Genomic DNA, 14588 nt, shown 5'->3' with positions numbered 1-14588 from the left:
CGGCGGGTAGGCGGCACTTGCACGGTTATTTGAGGGCTCACCCGCAGGGTGAGCGCAAATCGGGGGCGCTGGCGTTTCCATCTCCCTGCTCTTACATCATTTACCCCCGCCTGGCTCTCTTTTTCATTTTCCTTTTTAGGTTTATCAGCGCATAGCGTTCGCGGACGGGTCGCTGAAGATGGCCACCGTTTTTTTTAGTATTTCGCAGCGCATTTGCAGGGCGCGGTTCTCGCGGCGCAGGCGCCGGAGCTCCTGCTCGGTGGCAACGACGGGCTCAGGCGCGCCAAGCCCTCAAGCTGTTGGTCGAAACACCAAAGTGCTCGGCGGTGAGCCTGAGGCTCGTTCCCGTGCTCGCCTATCAGACGAGCACCTCGTTTTTGAATTCCGGCGTGTAGGCTGGTTTTGTTTTTGGCATGTTTCTTTTTCTTTTGTGGTTATGCCTGCACCTCCTGGCCACAAATCAGGGGTAACCTCAGAATGTGCGATGAAAGGCAATTACCATATACTGGGAGGTTGTCCAGTTGTCCTTCTTTAGGTGAGTGGGGTTTTTTGTGCGCTGCGTCCTCACCCCGCCTTTACTCGTTTGATCGGGTATTCGGTGACGGTGAGGCCTTTGTTGCCGCGGGCGCCGACGCCCAGGCGGGCGGCGTCGAACTCGAACTCTTTTTTGCGCGCGCTGCAGCGGCCGCTCAGCTCGATGTTGAGCGTGGCGGGCATGTCGGCTTCTTTTTTCGCGACGTGAAAATACACGACTTTTGAGCCTTCGCTCGATACGAGGGGGTAAAGTTTTTCGCGCGTCACTCCGCCGATTTGGAAGCGCTTGGCGAAGGCCTTGCCGGTCTTTTTGTCCTGATAGACCATCGTGTAGAAGTGTTTGTCGCCTTCCTTGGGCATGATCGCAATGTGGATGATGTTGCGGCCCATGAAGAGCTTGTCGGCCACGCGGGCGACTTTCATCGTGCCGTCGGCCATGAAGCAGAGCACATCGTCGAGGACGGTGCACTCGGTCACGAATTCGTGCTGGCGCCAGTTCAGGCCGATGAAGCCCTCGTCGCGATTCACGTAGAGGCGCTGGTTGGCGGAGACGACTTCGGCGAGGCTGATTTGCTCGATCTCGTCATACTCGGTGCGGCGCTTGCGGCCCTTGCCGTATTTTTCCTGAAGCGTCTCGAACCATTTGACCGCGTAGGCGGTGAGGTGCTTGAGGTTGTGCTTCGTGCCGGAGATTTCCTTTTCGATGCCCTTGATTTCCTCCTCGGCCTTGAAGCGGTTGTAGGCGGCGGTGCGCTTGATGGGGATGTCGCCGAGCTTGGTGATGTCCTCGTCGGTGACCGGGCGGCGGAGGCGTTTGATGAAGGGTTGCAGGCCTTTGCGGATGGCTTCGTCGGCGGCTTCCTTAGTTTTGCAGGTTTCGATGAGCTTGTAGACTTTTTCCTCGATGAAAATGCGCACGAGCGAATCCCAGTGCCATTTGGCTTCGAGCTCTTCGAGGCGGATTTCAAGTTCTTGTTTGAGAAGCGAAACAGTTTTGTCTGTCGAACGCTTGAGGATGTCGGGGACGGAGAGGAATATGGGGCGGTCGTTTCCTTGCTCGTCGGTTTCGATGACGCAGGCGGCGGGCGAGATCGAAACCTGGCAGTTGGTGAACACGTAGAGCTGCTGGATGACCTGGTCGGGATCGCTGCCTTGCGGGAGGTGGACGAGGATTTCGACCTTGTCGGAGGTGTTGTCGTCAACGTGCTTGACCTTGAGCTTGCCCTTGGCGTTGGCGCCGAGGATGGAGTCGATGAGCGAGGTGGTGGTGACGCCGAACGGCAGCTCGGTGATGGCGAGCAGGTATTTGGTGCGCTGCTCAATGCGGGCGCGGATCTTCACCTTGCCGCCGCGCGCGCCGTTGTTGTATTCGGAAAAATCAGCAATGCCGCCCGTCGGGAAATCGGGGAAGATGCGAAAGTTTTTTCCCTGAAGGTGATTGATGGAGGCGCGGCAAAGGTCGTTAAAATTGTGCGGCAGGATGCGCGTGGAAAGACCGACCGCGATGCCCTCCGCGCCCTCGGCGAGGACGAGCGGGAACTTGACGGGAAGCGTGACGGGCTCCTTCGCGCGTCCGTCGTAGCTGAGCTGCCACGTGGTGGTTTTTGCGTTGAAAACAACCTCGCGCGCGAAAGGCGTGAGGCTCGCCTCGATGTAACGCGCGGCGGCGGCGCCGTCACCAGTGAGGGTGTTGCCAAAATTGCCCTGCGGCTCGATGAGCAGGCCGCGTTGCGCGATGCCGACAAGCGCGGCCTCGATGGAGGCGTCGCCGTGCGGATGGAAACGCATCGCGGCGCCGACGACGTTCGCGACTTTGTTGAAACGGCCGTCGTCCATTTCGTGAAGCGTGTGGAGAATGCGGCGCTGCACGGGCTTGAGTCCGTCGTCGATATGCGGCACGGCGCGGTCGAGAATCACGTAGCTGGCGTAGTCGAGGAACCACGAATTGTAATGCCGCACAAGCGTGGCGTTGGGGCTGTTTTCCTTGGGCACGGGCGGATGCTCGGAATCGGGGGCGTCGGAGGCCTCGTCGGCATCAGTTGCCGCCGCTGCGGCAGTCGGGGTCGCGCCGGATGCGGGGACGGAAGCGGGAGACGTGTCGTTGGCGGCATTTGCGCCGTCGAGTGGCAATTCGGATTGGTCGTCGGAATCGGAAGGTTGTTTGCGTTTGGCCATCGAGAAATTGAAAACCTCGATAAAACGGAATCATGCGCCCGCGAGCCAAGAATGAAATGCGAGAGACCTTCGATTCGATCTGCCTTTGATGTAATAACTTGTTTTGTTTCAATTAATTAAAATATAAAACAAATCCGCCAAAACACGCCCGAATCGGGTCCCCAACAGATATTCGGCTGCACATGAATATTCCGCCTCGACGCGCTCCGTCTTCGCACGTAAATCTCGCGTTTTCAGATCGTTCAACTTGGACAAGCAAAATCCAGTCGATTTAAGCGCAACTTCGCAGCCCGACATCCGTCAAGCTACGGACACGACATGTGCGCGCAACGAATCAGACGATATTGCCGCGCTCACGGAGACTGTCCGCAAAGCGCAAACCGGGGACGAAGACGCCCAGCGCACGCTCATACTCGCATACCAGCACCGTGTGGCTGGTTTCATCTACACCATCACCAACCGCGGCGACTCCGTGGAGGATCTAGCGCAGATTGTTTTTATTAAAATGATACGCGCCCTTCCACGCCTCGTGCAACCCGCCCAATTCGAAGCCTGGCTCTTCCGCCTCGCGCGCAACGCCTGTATCGACCACATCCGCCGCCAGCGTTGGCAAAAATTCCTGACACCCATCGAAACCGAGGAACGCGTCCTCGATATTCCTGACAAACCCAGCGGCGTTGACACCGAGGAACTCGACGCCCTCAACCATGCCATCGCCAAACTCAAGCCCAAGGATCGCGCGCTCATCGCCCTCGCGCAGGAAGGCCGCAGCCAGGTCGAGATGGCCGAGATCACCGGCGTGAGCGTCGTCGCGCTCAAGGCCCGCCTTCACCGGGCCCGTGAACAACTGAAACACTATTATGAAAACACCAACTGACCCAACCCGCGACCCCCGCCTCTGGGCGCAAAGACAGGCCTATGCGGCCAGTCTCCTGCCCGGCAACTTTGCGGACAACGTCCTGCGCGCGGCCCGTCTCGCCGACGAGGACGCCGAGCCCGCGCACACCCGCGTTTGGCGGTTTTTCCACAACCCCTTCACGCTCTCCGCGCTCACCGCCTGCGCGTGCTTCGCCGCGGTTGTGTTTTTCCACACCCAATCCGTCAACCAGACCAACGAGAAAAACCTCGCCGACTGGCGCGATCTCGCCGAGCAAGTGGCGAGCTTCGACCCATTCTAAGCAACCCCGACTGCCCATCCATCGCACACGCACATAAATCCATGAACAAAATTCTTCCCTTCATACTGACTACCGTCATCGGATTTGCCGTGGGCGTGGGCGCCGGCGTTTGGATCGGACGCACCCCGACCATCGACGCGCCCCCCGCCGGCATACTTGATGAAGTCAAGGACGCTCCCATCGGCTCCAACAATTCCGCGCCCGCCGCGGCAAGCGCGCACCGCGACGAAGCCTATCGCCAGATTCGCGCCGAAATGGAGGATTTCCGGCAAAAAATCATTCAAATGAAAAACAGCCTCCGGGATCAAATGGACCCGATCCTCACGCCCGAGCAGCGCGAGCATGTGAAACGCTGGCGCGAACGCCCGCCCCCGCCGCCCCAGCCCGCCGGAACGCCGGCACCGCAGCGCGGGCGCAGCAAGTTGTGGGAGGGCTACGACTCGGCCATTGTCATCATGATGGTGCCCGTCACGCTCGAACGCCTCGACGAAAGTCTCGGCTTCACCCCCGGGCAAAAGGCCGCCGTGCACAAACTCCTTCTCGAACGCCGCGCAAAGTTTCTCGAACTCGTGGACACCACGCCGCCGCCCAGCTTCAAAGTGCTCAAGCTCGCGCCCCCCGAGGCCAAGGTTAAACCGTCGAAATAATTTCAGCGCATGCGCACATTCGCGAAACACGGGTCTTCACGCCCGTGTTTTTTTGTGCCATAAACACGGCACAACATCGCATCCCGCATCCCCGTGAATCCCTTTCTCACACACGTCCTCGTCAGCGCCTGCCTCGGCGCGCTCATCGGCCTCATCCGCCAGTGGAACGACCAGCAGACGCCGGAGGCGCCGGTCGATTTTGGCGGCGTGCGCACCTACTCGCTCTGGTCGCTGCTCGGCTGTCTTTCCGCGTTTGTCTCCGACAACTACATCGCGGCCATGCTCCCCGTTGTCATGGTGCTCATCGGCGCGCACCTCGTGGTCGCGCACATCAAAAGCGCCTCCGACAGATATCCCGGCGGCACCACCTTCGCCTCGTCAATGCTCACGTGCCTCATCGGCGCGCTCGTCAACTGGGGCTACACGCAAAGCGCGATCGTCGTGGCCGCGTTCACGATGGTGATGCTCGGCATCAAGCAACCCGTGCACAGCATCACGAGCCGTTTCACCACGGCCGACATCCGCGCCACGCTGCAATTTGTCGCCATCACCGGCGTGATTCTCCCGCTCGTGCCCAACCGCGCCATGGGGCCGTATCTCGCCTTCAATCCGTTTTCGATCTGGCTGATGGTTGTGCTGATTTCCGGCATCGGATTTTTGGGCTACGTGCTCATGCGCATGCTCGGCACCAAGGCCGGCATCGCCGCGACCGGATTCCTCGGCGGGCTCGCATCAAGCACCGCCACCACGCTTGCCTTCAGCAAACGCAGCAAGGCCACGCCCGAGCTCGCCACTGATTACGCCTTCGCCGTCGTGCTTGCCTGCACGACCATGTATGCGCGACTCGCGGTGATGATTGGCGTGATCGACCAGCAACTCCTGCTCACGTTGCTCGTGCCCATACTCGTCATGGCCGCGCCCGGCGTTCTTTACGCCGCGTGGATTTGGTTTTCGAAACGCTCGATCACCCCGCCCGAGGTGCATCCGCCCTCAATCACCAATCCGCTCAGCCTGAAAACCTCCATTCAGTTCGCCGCGCTCTACGCGATTGCCGCGTTCCTGATAAAAATCGTCACCAACTTCGGATGGGACAACGCCGTGCTGCCCCTCGCGTTTTTGTCCGGCCTCACAAGCACCGACGCCATGTCGCTGTTGATGGCAAACAACCACAAGGACGGCGCGACCCTGCTTCAACTTGCCGCGCAAGCGGTGATCATGGCCTCGCTCGCCAACACGCTCGCCAAGGCCATTATCGCGATCGCCTGCGGCTCGCGCGCCTACGTGAAACACACCGCCTCCATCCTCGGCCTCATGGTCGCCGCCAGCGTGCTGGCGCTGTGGCTGGTGTGAGGTATAGAATGCCAGAGGCCAAAGAGCCAGAATTCCAGAAATGAATCTGCATTCCACTCCAAAAACGCTGCACTCAGTGCAGTTCATTAAATAAACCGCTTGGTAAAAAATGACGCGACTATTGTTGAGCCTTGTTATGGTCATTTCACTGACTGGGTGCGCCACTCAAAACGTGTCGACTCGCACAGGAGCCAAGCACGGAGCGTATTACTTCCTCTATGAGGGCCACAAGAACATCCTCAGTCTCGGTGTGGACGCGCGGTTCCATTATCGATATTCAGCTCCAGCGAAACAGGATTCGGCACCGTATTCGTATGAGCGATCCGGACGTTATGTCATTGAGGGAACTGAACTATGGCTCGAAGAAGAGCTTCCCGATGGCACCTTTTGTCGCGCCGAACAGCCGATGTGGATAGTTTGGTGGGGCGAGCGGTGCTATTTGGTGCAGCCATGGCGGCGAACCGAGTTCATCGTTTCTGCAATTACGCACCGTTGGCCTAAAGATAGAGGTGGAAGGCGATTGCCGGTGGACTTGCGAGAACCCCGAGAGACTAAGGAGGGCTGGATGTATCTCCACGAGGGAGACTGGTTGTTACCTGTTGCGGGGAAACCAATAGTCCCGAGCGGAAAAGCGCCGAAGCAGGTGTCAACACCAACATCCGAAACTGTCGCGGCGCATCTTTGCGGTCGCTGAGATACTAGAAGTAACTCATATATTATACGAGCAGTGAAGGTATCGATTTGGAGTCATGCTTGATTGGTTATTGTAAGCTAATTTTTACGTTCCGAAAAATCGATCCAGTGCGCGGCGGTCGCGTTTGGTGGGGCGTCCGGAGCCCTTGGCGCGGGCGAGGGTTTGTTGCACGCGCTGCTCCTTCACTTTTTCAAATTCCGACGGCGGCGTGAGGTCTTCGCAATAGGTCGCCACGAGTTTCGCGCCGACGCGGCTTCGCGGAATATCGACGACGCGCAGCGTGCGCAGGATCAGGCCTTGCTTGACGTGAATCGTCTCGCCGGCGCGAACATCGCGCGAGGGTTTCACGGCATGGCCGCCGATCTCGACGCTACCCGCCTTGCACGCGTCGGTGGCAAGCGCGCGCGTTTTGAAAAGCCGCACGGCCCAGAGCCATTTGTCTATGCGTTCAGCAGCCATGGGGAGGAAACGTGAAGGGTGAAAAATGAAGAGTGAAAAACAGAAACAAACTTTGCATTGGACCTCATTTTTTCACCCTTCATTTTTCACTCTTCACTCTTTTCATTTATGGTCCCAGGGGAGCTCGATGTTCAAACGCGTGTGCTCCCAGACTTTGAAGAGGGTGAACATTTTGCCGGGGTTGAGGATGCCGTTCGGGTCGAGCGCGTCCTTGACGGCGCGCATGGCCTTGATTTGCGCGGGCGTGTGTTGCAGGCGCAGGAAGGGCGTTTTGGCGAGGCCGATGCCGTGCTCGCCCGAGATCGCGCCGCCGAGCGCGACGACGCCTTTCATAAGTTCGCAGACCGCCTTTTCCGCGCGCAAATACTCGGCGCGGTTTTCGCGGTGATACATGATGTTCACGTGCAGGTTGCCGTCGGCGAGGTGGCCGAAGGTCGGGATGGGGAGGCGCGATTTTTTGCGGAGTTTGTCGAGAAAGACGGCGAACTTTTCGTAGTTCGCGAGCGGCACGACGATGTCCTCGTTGAGCTTGGAGTCGCCGAGCGCGAACATGGCGCCGGAGCATTTGCGGCGCACGGTCCAGAGTTCCTCGGCCTCGTCGCGGTCGCGCGCCTCGCGAAACGCCTGCGCGTGCGCGGCGGCCCAGGCGAGCACGGCGGGCTTGGTGTCGGCGAGTTCGTTTGGCGAGCCGGCGAGCTCGATGAGGATGACGGGTTTTCCGGGCTGGCCGGCGAAAACGGTTTTGCCGGTTTTGGCCTCGGCGCATTGCACGCTGTGACGGTCGAGGAACTCGCAGATTGCCGGTTGCACGCGCTGCGCGAAAAGCGCGCGGATGGCGCGGAACGCGGCGACTTCGTCGGGGAACGCGGTGAGGAGCGTCCAGCGTTCGGCGGGTTTGGGGATGAGCTTGAGCACGGCCTCGGTGACAACGCCGAGCATGCCCTCCGCGCCGATCCAGAGGTCGCGCAGGTTGAAGCCGGCGGAAAACTTTTTCGTGGCCGCGCCCCACTCGACGTATTCGCCGGTGGGCAGGTGGCCGCGCAGCGCGAGGACGAAGTCGCGCGTCACGCCGTAGCGCCCGCCGTGCATGCCGCCGGCGTTGCAGGCGATGTTGCCGCCGATGGTGCAGTATTTTTTCGACGCGGGATCGGGCGGGTAAAACCAGCCGGCGTTTTCGGCGGCGGCCTGGATGTCGGCGACGAGCGCGCCGGCCTGCGCGCGGGCGAGCCCGGCGTCGGCGTCGATGCGGATGCGGTTCCACTTGGAGAGGTCGAGCACCCAGCCGCCGCGCACGGGCGAGCCGGAGCCGGTGAGCGAGGTGCCGCCGCCGCGCACGGTGACGGGCACGCGGTGTTTGTTGGCAAGCGCGAGCGCGGCGGAAATATCATCACGCTTGCGCGGGCGTATGACGGCCTCGGGAAGAAACGAGAGTTTGCTGCCGTCGAACGACGCGCGGAAAAGCGCGTCGCCGGATGTGGCGACGCGGTCGCGTCCGAGTTTGCGGACGAGCGCGGCGGTTGCTTTGGCGTGATGTTTCATGAGTGCGGCGGCTGAATTCGTGGCGCATCCTGCCAGCTGACAAATTGCTGGAGCATGGAGCTTTCCCATTTGGCGCCCCCGCCCGGACTTGAACCGGGATGCGCGGTTTAGGAAACCGCTGCTCTATCCAGTTGAGCTACGGGGACAGCATAAAAATACGCCCGCAACAAAACGAATTGCGCAAAGCGCGGTCAAGCCGCGATGCGGACGGAGTTCATTGCTATTTTTGAAAACCCCTCCTTGTCCGCATGCGTTTCCATTGTTTCGCCCCGTGGTCGCGCCATCGAATTCCCCCCGCGCAAACTTCGCTTCATTTGCTGTTTTTTGTCGCACCCAAATCCGCTTTGCCTGCAAATGTGTCCGCTACCCATTCCCTCATGTCCGAAACCAACCTTTCCTCGCTCCTCTGGTCCGTCGCCGATCTCCTTCGCGGCGATTACAAGCAATCCGACTACGGCAAAGTCATCCTCCCCTTCACCGTCCTGCGGCGCATCGACTGCGTCCTCGAAAAAACCAAACCCGCCGTCCTCGCCGAGCACGACAAGCGCGCCAAGGCCGGGCTCAACCCCGCCCCGTTCCTCGAACGCATCACCGGGCTCGCCTTCCACAACACCTCGCCCCTCGACCTCAAAAAACTCATGGGCGACCAGGACCACATCGCCGAAAACCTCCGCAAATACCTCGACGCCTTCTCCCCCTCCGTCCGCGACATCTTCGACCGCTTCGAATTCCACACCCAGATCGACCGCCTCCACAAGGCCGGCCTGCTCTACCTCGTCACCGAAAAATTCGCCAACGCCGACCTCCACCCCGACCGCGTCTCCAACGCCCAAATGGGCACCGTCTTCGAGGAGCTCATCCGCAAATTCTCCGAGCTCTCCAACGAAACCGCCGGCGAGCACTTCACCCCGCGCGACGTCATCCGCCTCATGGTTGACCTGCTCTTCATCGAGGACGACGACGCCCTCGCCAAGCCCGGCATCGTGCGCTCCATCTACGACCCCACCGCCGGCACCGGCGGCATGCTCAGCGTCGCCGGCGAGCACATCACCGCCCAAAACCCCGACGCCCGCCTCGTCATGTTCGGCCAGGAGCTCAACCCCGAATCCTACGCCATCTGCAAGGCCGACATGCTCATCAAGGGCCAGGACATCGCCAACATCACCTTCGGCAACACCCTCTCCGACGACCAGCTCCCCGGCAAACAATTCGACTACGCCCTTTCCAATCCCCCCTTCGGCGTCGAGTGGAAGAAAATCGAAAAGACCATCCGCGACGAAGCCGCGACCAAAGGCCACAACGGCCGCTTCGGCCCCGGCCTCCCGCGCGTCTCCGACGGCTCGCTCCTCTTCCTCCTGCACCTCCTCTCCAAAATGCGCCCCGCCCGCGACGGCGGCTCCCGCTTCGGCATCGTCCTCAACGGCTCCCCGCTCTTCACCGGCGGCGCCGGCTCCGGCGAAAGCGAAATCCGCCGTCATGTCCTCGAAAACGACCTCGTCGAGGCCATCGTCGCCCTCCCCTCCGACATGTTTTACAACACCGGCATCGCCACCTACATCTGGATCCTCAGCAACCGCAAAACCCCGCAACGCAAGGGCAAGGTCCAGCTCATCGACGCCTCAGCCTTCTGGCAGAAAATGCGCAAAAGCCTCGGCTCAAAACGCAAGGAGCTCTCCGCCGCGCACATCGCCGACATCACCCAAATCTTTGGCGACTGCAAAAAACTCACCCGCGACGGCGTCCCCATATCGCGCATCTTCAAAAACACGGACTTCGGCTACCGCACCATCACCGTCGAGCGCCCCCAGCGCGACCCCAAGGGCGCCGTTGTCCTCGGCCAAAAGGGCAAGGCAAAGGGCAAACCCGTTGCCGACACCGCGCTGCGCGACACCGAAAACGTCCCGCTCTCCGAGGATGTGGAAACCTACTTCAAACGCGAAGTCCTCCCGCATGCGTCGGACGCCTGGATCGACCACGACAAAACCAAGACCGGCTACGAAATCCCCTTCAACCGCCACTTTTATGTTTTCACGCCCCCGCGCCCCCTCGCCGAAATCGACGCCGACCTGAAAACCACCACCGACAAAATTCTCAAACTCATCGGAGACCTTTCAGCATGACGACATACGAACCGTCTCCTCCCTATCTCGCCCCGGGGCGCCCGAACCTCAAACTCGACGACATTACGGGAGCCATTATCGACACCGCGATGCGCATTCACATCGACCTCGGCCCCGGCTTGCTCGAATCCGTTTACGAAATGATTCTCGCCCGCGCCCTCGAAAAACAGGGGTTTCACGTCGAATGCCAAAAAAATATCCGTTTCAGCTACGACAACATGCTCTTTGATGATGCCTTCCGCGCCGACCTCCTGGTTGAGCAGCGTGTGCTTGTCGAACTGAAATCTGTCGAGCACCTCGCGCCCGTTCATTTCAAGCAGCTCCAGACGTATTTACGGCTCATGGATTTGCGGGTCGGACTGCTGATTAATTTCGGTGCCGCAACACTCAAGGAAGGGCTGCGTCGCATTGTCAACGACCTCCCCGCCTCCGCGTCTCCGCGCCTCCGCGTGAATCAAATCCGTGCGGGGGGAGAAGAGGACTCACGCGGAGGCGCGGAGAACGCGGAGAAAGATTTACATCCATGAGCTTCCCCAAATATCCAAACTACAAACCCTCCGGCGTCGACTGGCTCGGCGACGTCCCGGCGCATTGGGAGGTGTCAGCGTTGAAGCGCTGCTTTCAGATATTGGGCGGCTCTACTCCGAAATCTGAAAACGATTTATATTGGGATGGCAATATACCCTGGGCGACACCCGCCGACTTGAGCAAACTGCCGTCAATATATATATACGACACACAACGTAAAATAACTCAAGACGGACTTAATTCGTGTAACACGAGCCTTGCCCCCGCTGGTTCTATAATTCTCTCAACACGCGCACCAATCGGTTCACTCGCCATTGCGGGCATTCCCATGAGCACAAATCAGGGATGTAAGACGCTCGTCCCAAGAGCAGACAGTAATTCCAAATTTTTCGCCTATCTTCTCAGTATCAGCACGAAGGAGCTTAATATCAGAGGAAAAGGAACCACATTTCTTGAATTATCAGCCGATGAACTGGGTTCCTTTGGCATTCCATTTCCCCCACTCCCCGAGCAAACGCAAATCGCGGAGTTTTTGGATCGGGAGACGGGGAAGATAGATGCGTTGGTGGCGGAGCAGCGGCGGCTGATGGAACTGCTGAAAGAAAAACGCCAAGCCGTCATCTCCCAAGCCGTCACCCGCGGCCTCAACCCCCAAGCCCCCCTAAAACCCTCCGGCATCCCCTGGCTCGGTGATGTGCCGGCGCATTGGGAAGTGAAGGCATTAAAACATCTAGCAACACTCACAACAGGAATCACTCCACCAACTGAAGATCGTGATAATTATGCAGACGATGAAGGATTTCCTTGGATACGACCTGAAGACTTGGATGAATCGGGAAAGCCAACGCATGCATCAAAGTTTCTAACCGAAAAAGGATGGGGCTATGTGCGGCATATTAAACCGTTCTCTACTTTAATTTGCTGCATTGGAACTATTGGGAAATTGGGTTTTACAGATTGTAGTGTATCGACAAACCAACAAATCACCGCCGCTGAATTTCAGCAATGCTCCCGCTATTTTTACTATGCGCTTCAGTCTGCAAAAACAGAATTGGAAGTAACCTCCACGGGCAATGTTCTCCGTATTCTAAACACTGAACGTTTGGGAAATATCCGGTTTGCCGCACCTCCGAGAAAAGAAGCTGATGAGATAGCTGGGGTTCTCGACACCGCAACCGCCAAATTCGGTGCCCTGATCGCCGAAGCCCAATGTGCCATCGACCTCCTCCAAGAACGCCGCACCGCCCTAATCTCCGCCGCCGTCACGGGGCAAATTGACGCGCACAATTAAGAGTCGTTTTACGATGAACACAAAGCCACAACGAAGAACTGTAATCGAAATGTCCTGGCGTGAAGCAAGGAAGTTTTTTCTCAAGGCCGAGAGTTATTGCAATGTCGATTTACCACCATATTTTGATTTTAAAAAAATATTATCTGAAACAAATCGTTATCTTGAGGCGAATAAATTATCAAATGTGCTTGCATCAAAGCCTTGCGACCACGACGACGTAAATCATACAATAGTTACTAACAAGGACGGAAAATTTGCATGGCGGCCGTTTAAGTTAATCCATCCGGCGTTGTATGTGTCCATGGTTCGTGAAATTACAAGCAAGGATGCGTGGAAATTGATAAGGAATCGATTCGAATTGTTTTCGGCAAACCCAAAAATTAAATCCATCAGCATTCCAGTTGAATCCTTAACAAGAAAAAAAGATAAAGCCGAACAAATCTTACAATGGTGGCAAGAGATTGAACAACAATCACTTGAACTTTCTTTGCAATATGAATATCTTGCGCAAACAGATTTAACCGATTGCTATGGGTGTATATATACCCATGCGATTGCGTGGGCATTACATCGGCAAGATGAAATGAAAAAGAAGAAAAATAGGAATGCTAAAAAATTTATTGGGAATGTGATTGATCGTCATTTTCAAGACATGAATTACGGGCAAACCAATGGCATTCCGCAGGGTTCTGTTTTATCAGATTTTATCTCTGAAATAATTTTAGGATACGCAGACAGTATCTTGTCAGAAAAATTAAAAAACCTGAGTATCACAGAATACATGATCCTTCGATATCGAGATGATTATCGAGTCTTTACAAATAATCCTGAGCAGTCTCTCGAAATTCTCAAAGCAATATCTGAGACCATGTATTCCCTTGGAATGAAATTGCATCCATCAAAAACAGGAGCCACCAACGAAGTTGTTAGAAACTCACTGAAGGCTGACAAAATTGAATGGATAATAAGGAAGCAGTCTGATGAAAATTTACAAAAACACTTGGTTTTGATTCATAATTTTTCAACGGAACACCCGAACTCTGGAAGTCTATTGCGCGCATTGGATAACTTTTATGTGGAACTTCAAAAAACAAGGAATCCGAAATATAATCCAATTCCATTGATTGCATTAATAACAGACATCGCTATCCACAATCCCAAGACATATGCAATTTCATCTGCAATTTTGAGTAATCTTATTTTCACAATTAAGGATAAATCGACGCGCGTTTTTATTTTGAACAATATCAATAATCGATTCAAGCGCGTGCCCAATACAGGGCATCTGCAACTGTGGCTACAGAGAATTTCATATTTTCATGGGAATAAGCTTATTTTCTCTGAGCCGTTATGTTGTTTGGTCAAGGATGCTAAAACAAAAATATGGAATTCGGATTGGATTAGCGATTTGCATTTTAAAAAAATATTGAGCCCAGCTAATATCATAAATAAAAGAAAACTAAGGCAGCTTAATCCTAAAATCTCATCTCAAGAGTTTCGTTTGTTTGAGCTGTTTTCATTGTAGCCACCATGACACCCCTCCGCATTTTCATCAGCAGCGTGCAAAAGGAACTCGCCCCGGAGCGGGCGGCCTTGGGCAATTCTCCGCGTTCTCCGCGCCTCCGCGTGAAACCTTTCAGTAGAAACCCAAAGGAATCCCCATGAGCCTCCACAAAGAAATCTCCTTCGAAAACGAAATCTGCGCGCACCTCGCCGCGCACGACTGGCTCTACGCGGAGGGCGATGCCGCGCGCTACGACCGCGCTCGCGCGCTGTTCCCGTCCGACACACTCGAATGGCTGCAACAAACCCAGCCCGACGCGTGGAAAATTCTTGCCAAAAACCACGGCACCGCCGCCGGCGACACCGTGCTCAACCGCCTGCGCGCCGAACTCGACAAGCGCGGCACGCTCGACGTGCTCCGCAACGGCATCGAGCTCATCGGCCTGCGCGCGCCGCTCAAGCTCGCGCAGTTCAAGGTAGTGTCCGTCAAGTTTCGCACATTTTAAAAAGCATATAGCCGGCGGAGGAAGGTTATGTGTTGTTTTGTTGTTGGTTCTTTCGTGAGGGTTG

At 56.8% G+C, this 14588-nt stretch carries 12 protein-coding genes and 1 tRNA gene; 9 read left to right on the top strand and 4 right to left on the bottom strand.

The window, feature by feature from the left end; genetic code table 11:
• Positions 1-564: 564 nt before the first annotated feature.
• Positions 565-2709, bottom strand: a complete 2145-nt coding sequence (locus tag M2103_RS13035; RefSeq protein WP_277511115.1) for a DNA gyrase/topoisomerase IV subunit A — start codon at positions 2707-2709, stop codon at positions 565-567.
• A 247-nt stretch (positions 2710-2956) separates the two neighbouring features.
• On the opposite strand from M2103_RS13035, the gene M2103_RS13030 reads away from it, so the two are divergent.
• From M2103_RS13030 to M2103_RS13015, 4 genes are all read left to right on the top strand, one after another.
• Positions 2957-3586, top strand: a complete 630-nt coding sequence (locus M2103_RS13030) for an RNA polymerase sigma factor (protein ID WP_161554784.1) — start codon at positions 2957-2959, stop codon at positions 3584-3586.
• Entirely contained in the window at positions 3570-3887 is a 318-nt protein-coding gene (locus M2103_RS13025) for a hypothetical protein (RefSeq protein WP_108824846.1), read from the top strand. The genes M2103_RS13030 and M2103_RS13025 overlap by 17 nt, the downstream gene beginning before the upstream one ends.
• 41 nt (positions 3888-3928) lie before the next feature.
• Positions 3929-4534, top strand: a complete 606-nt coding sequence (locus tag M2103_RS13020; protein WP_277511110.1) for a hypothetical protein — start codon at positions 3929-3931, stop codon at positions 4532-4534.
• A gap of 93 nt (positions 4535-4627) precedes the next feature.
• Positions 4628-5884 (top strand): MgtC/SapB family protein, encoded by a 1257-nt coding sequence (locus M2103_RS13015; protein ID WP_277511109.1) that lies wholly within the window; start codon positions 4628-4630, stop codon positions 5882-5884.
• A 778-nt stretch (positions 5885-6662) separates the two neighbouring features.
• Here M2103_RS13015 and M2103_RS13010 read toward each other — a convergent pair.
• The 3 genes from M2103_RS13010 to M2103_RS13000 all read right to left on the bottom strand — a co-directional run bounded on the left by M2103_RS13010 (position 6663) and on the right by M2103_RS13000 (position 8722).
• Positions 6663-7037, bottom strand: coding sequence for an RNA-binding S4 domain-containing protein (locus tag M2103_RS13010; protein WP_277511108.1), 375 nt, complete (start codon positions 7035-7037; stop codon positions 6663-6665).
• A gap of 102 nt (positions 7038-7139) precedes the next feature.
• Positions 7140-8576 carry an FAD-binding oxidoreductase gene (locus tag M2103_RS13005; RefSeq protein ID WP_277511106.1) on the bottom strand — a complete coding sequence of 479 codons (1437 nt, stop codon included), beginning with the start codon at positions 8574-8576 and terminating at the stop codon, positions 7140-7142.
• A gap of 70 nt (positions 8577-8646) precedes the next feature.
• A tRNA-Arg gene (locus M2103_RS13000) sits at positions 8647-8722 on the bottom strand.
• Between the two features lie 231 nt (positions 8723-8953).
• On the opposite strand from M2103_RS13000, the gene M2103_RS12995 reads away from it, so the two are divergent.
• The 5 genes from M2103_RS12995 to M2103_RS12975 all read left to right on the top strand — a co-directional run bounded on the left by M2103_RS12995 (position 8954) and on the right by M2103_RS12975 (position 14524).
• Positions 8954-10696 (top strand): class I SAM-dependent DNA methyltransferase, encoded by a 1743-nt coding sequence (locus M2103_RS12995; protein WP_277511104.1) that lies wholly within the window; start codon positions 8954-8956, stop codon positions 10694-10696.
• Positions 10693-11223, top strand: coding sequence for a GxxExxY protein (locus M2103_RS12990; RefSeq protein WP_277511103.1), 531 nt, complete (start codon positions 10693-10695; stop codon positions 11221-11223). Before M2103_RS12995 ends, M2103_RS12990 begins: the two co-directional genes overlap by 4 nt.
• Positions 11220-12515: a restriction endonuclease subunit S gene (locus M2103_RS12985; protein WP_277511102.1), complete on the top strand. Its 1296-nt coding sequence runs from the start codon at positions 11220-11222 to the stop codon at positions 12513-12515. Before M2103_RS12990 ends, M2103_RS12985 begins: the two co-directional genes overlap by 4 nt.
• A gap of 13 nt (positions 12516-12528) precedes the next feature.
• Positions 12529-14040, top strand: coding sequence for an RNA-directed DNA polymerase (locus tag M2103_RS12980; RefSeq protein ID WP_277511101.1), 1512 nt, complete (start codon positions 12529-12531; stop codon positions 14038-14040).
• A 136-nt stretch (positions 14041-14176) separates the two neighbouring features.
• On the top strand, positions 14177-14524 hold the full coding sequence (locus M2103_RS12975; RefSeq protein ID WP_277511099.1) for a hypothetical protein: 348 nt from the start codon (positions 14177-14179) through the stop codon (positions 14522-14524).
• Positions 14525-14588: the final 64 nt, after the last annotated feature.

The sequence above is a fragment of the Ereboglobus sp. PH5-5 genome (assembly GCF_029504805.1).
GTDB lineage: Bacteria > Verrucomicrobiota > Verrucomicrobiia > Opitutales > Opitutaceae > Ereboglobus.
Note: the sequence above shows the minus strand (reverse complement) of the source record. Positions and strands in the feature narration are given on the sequence as shown.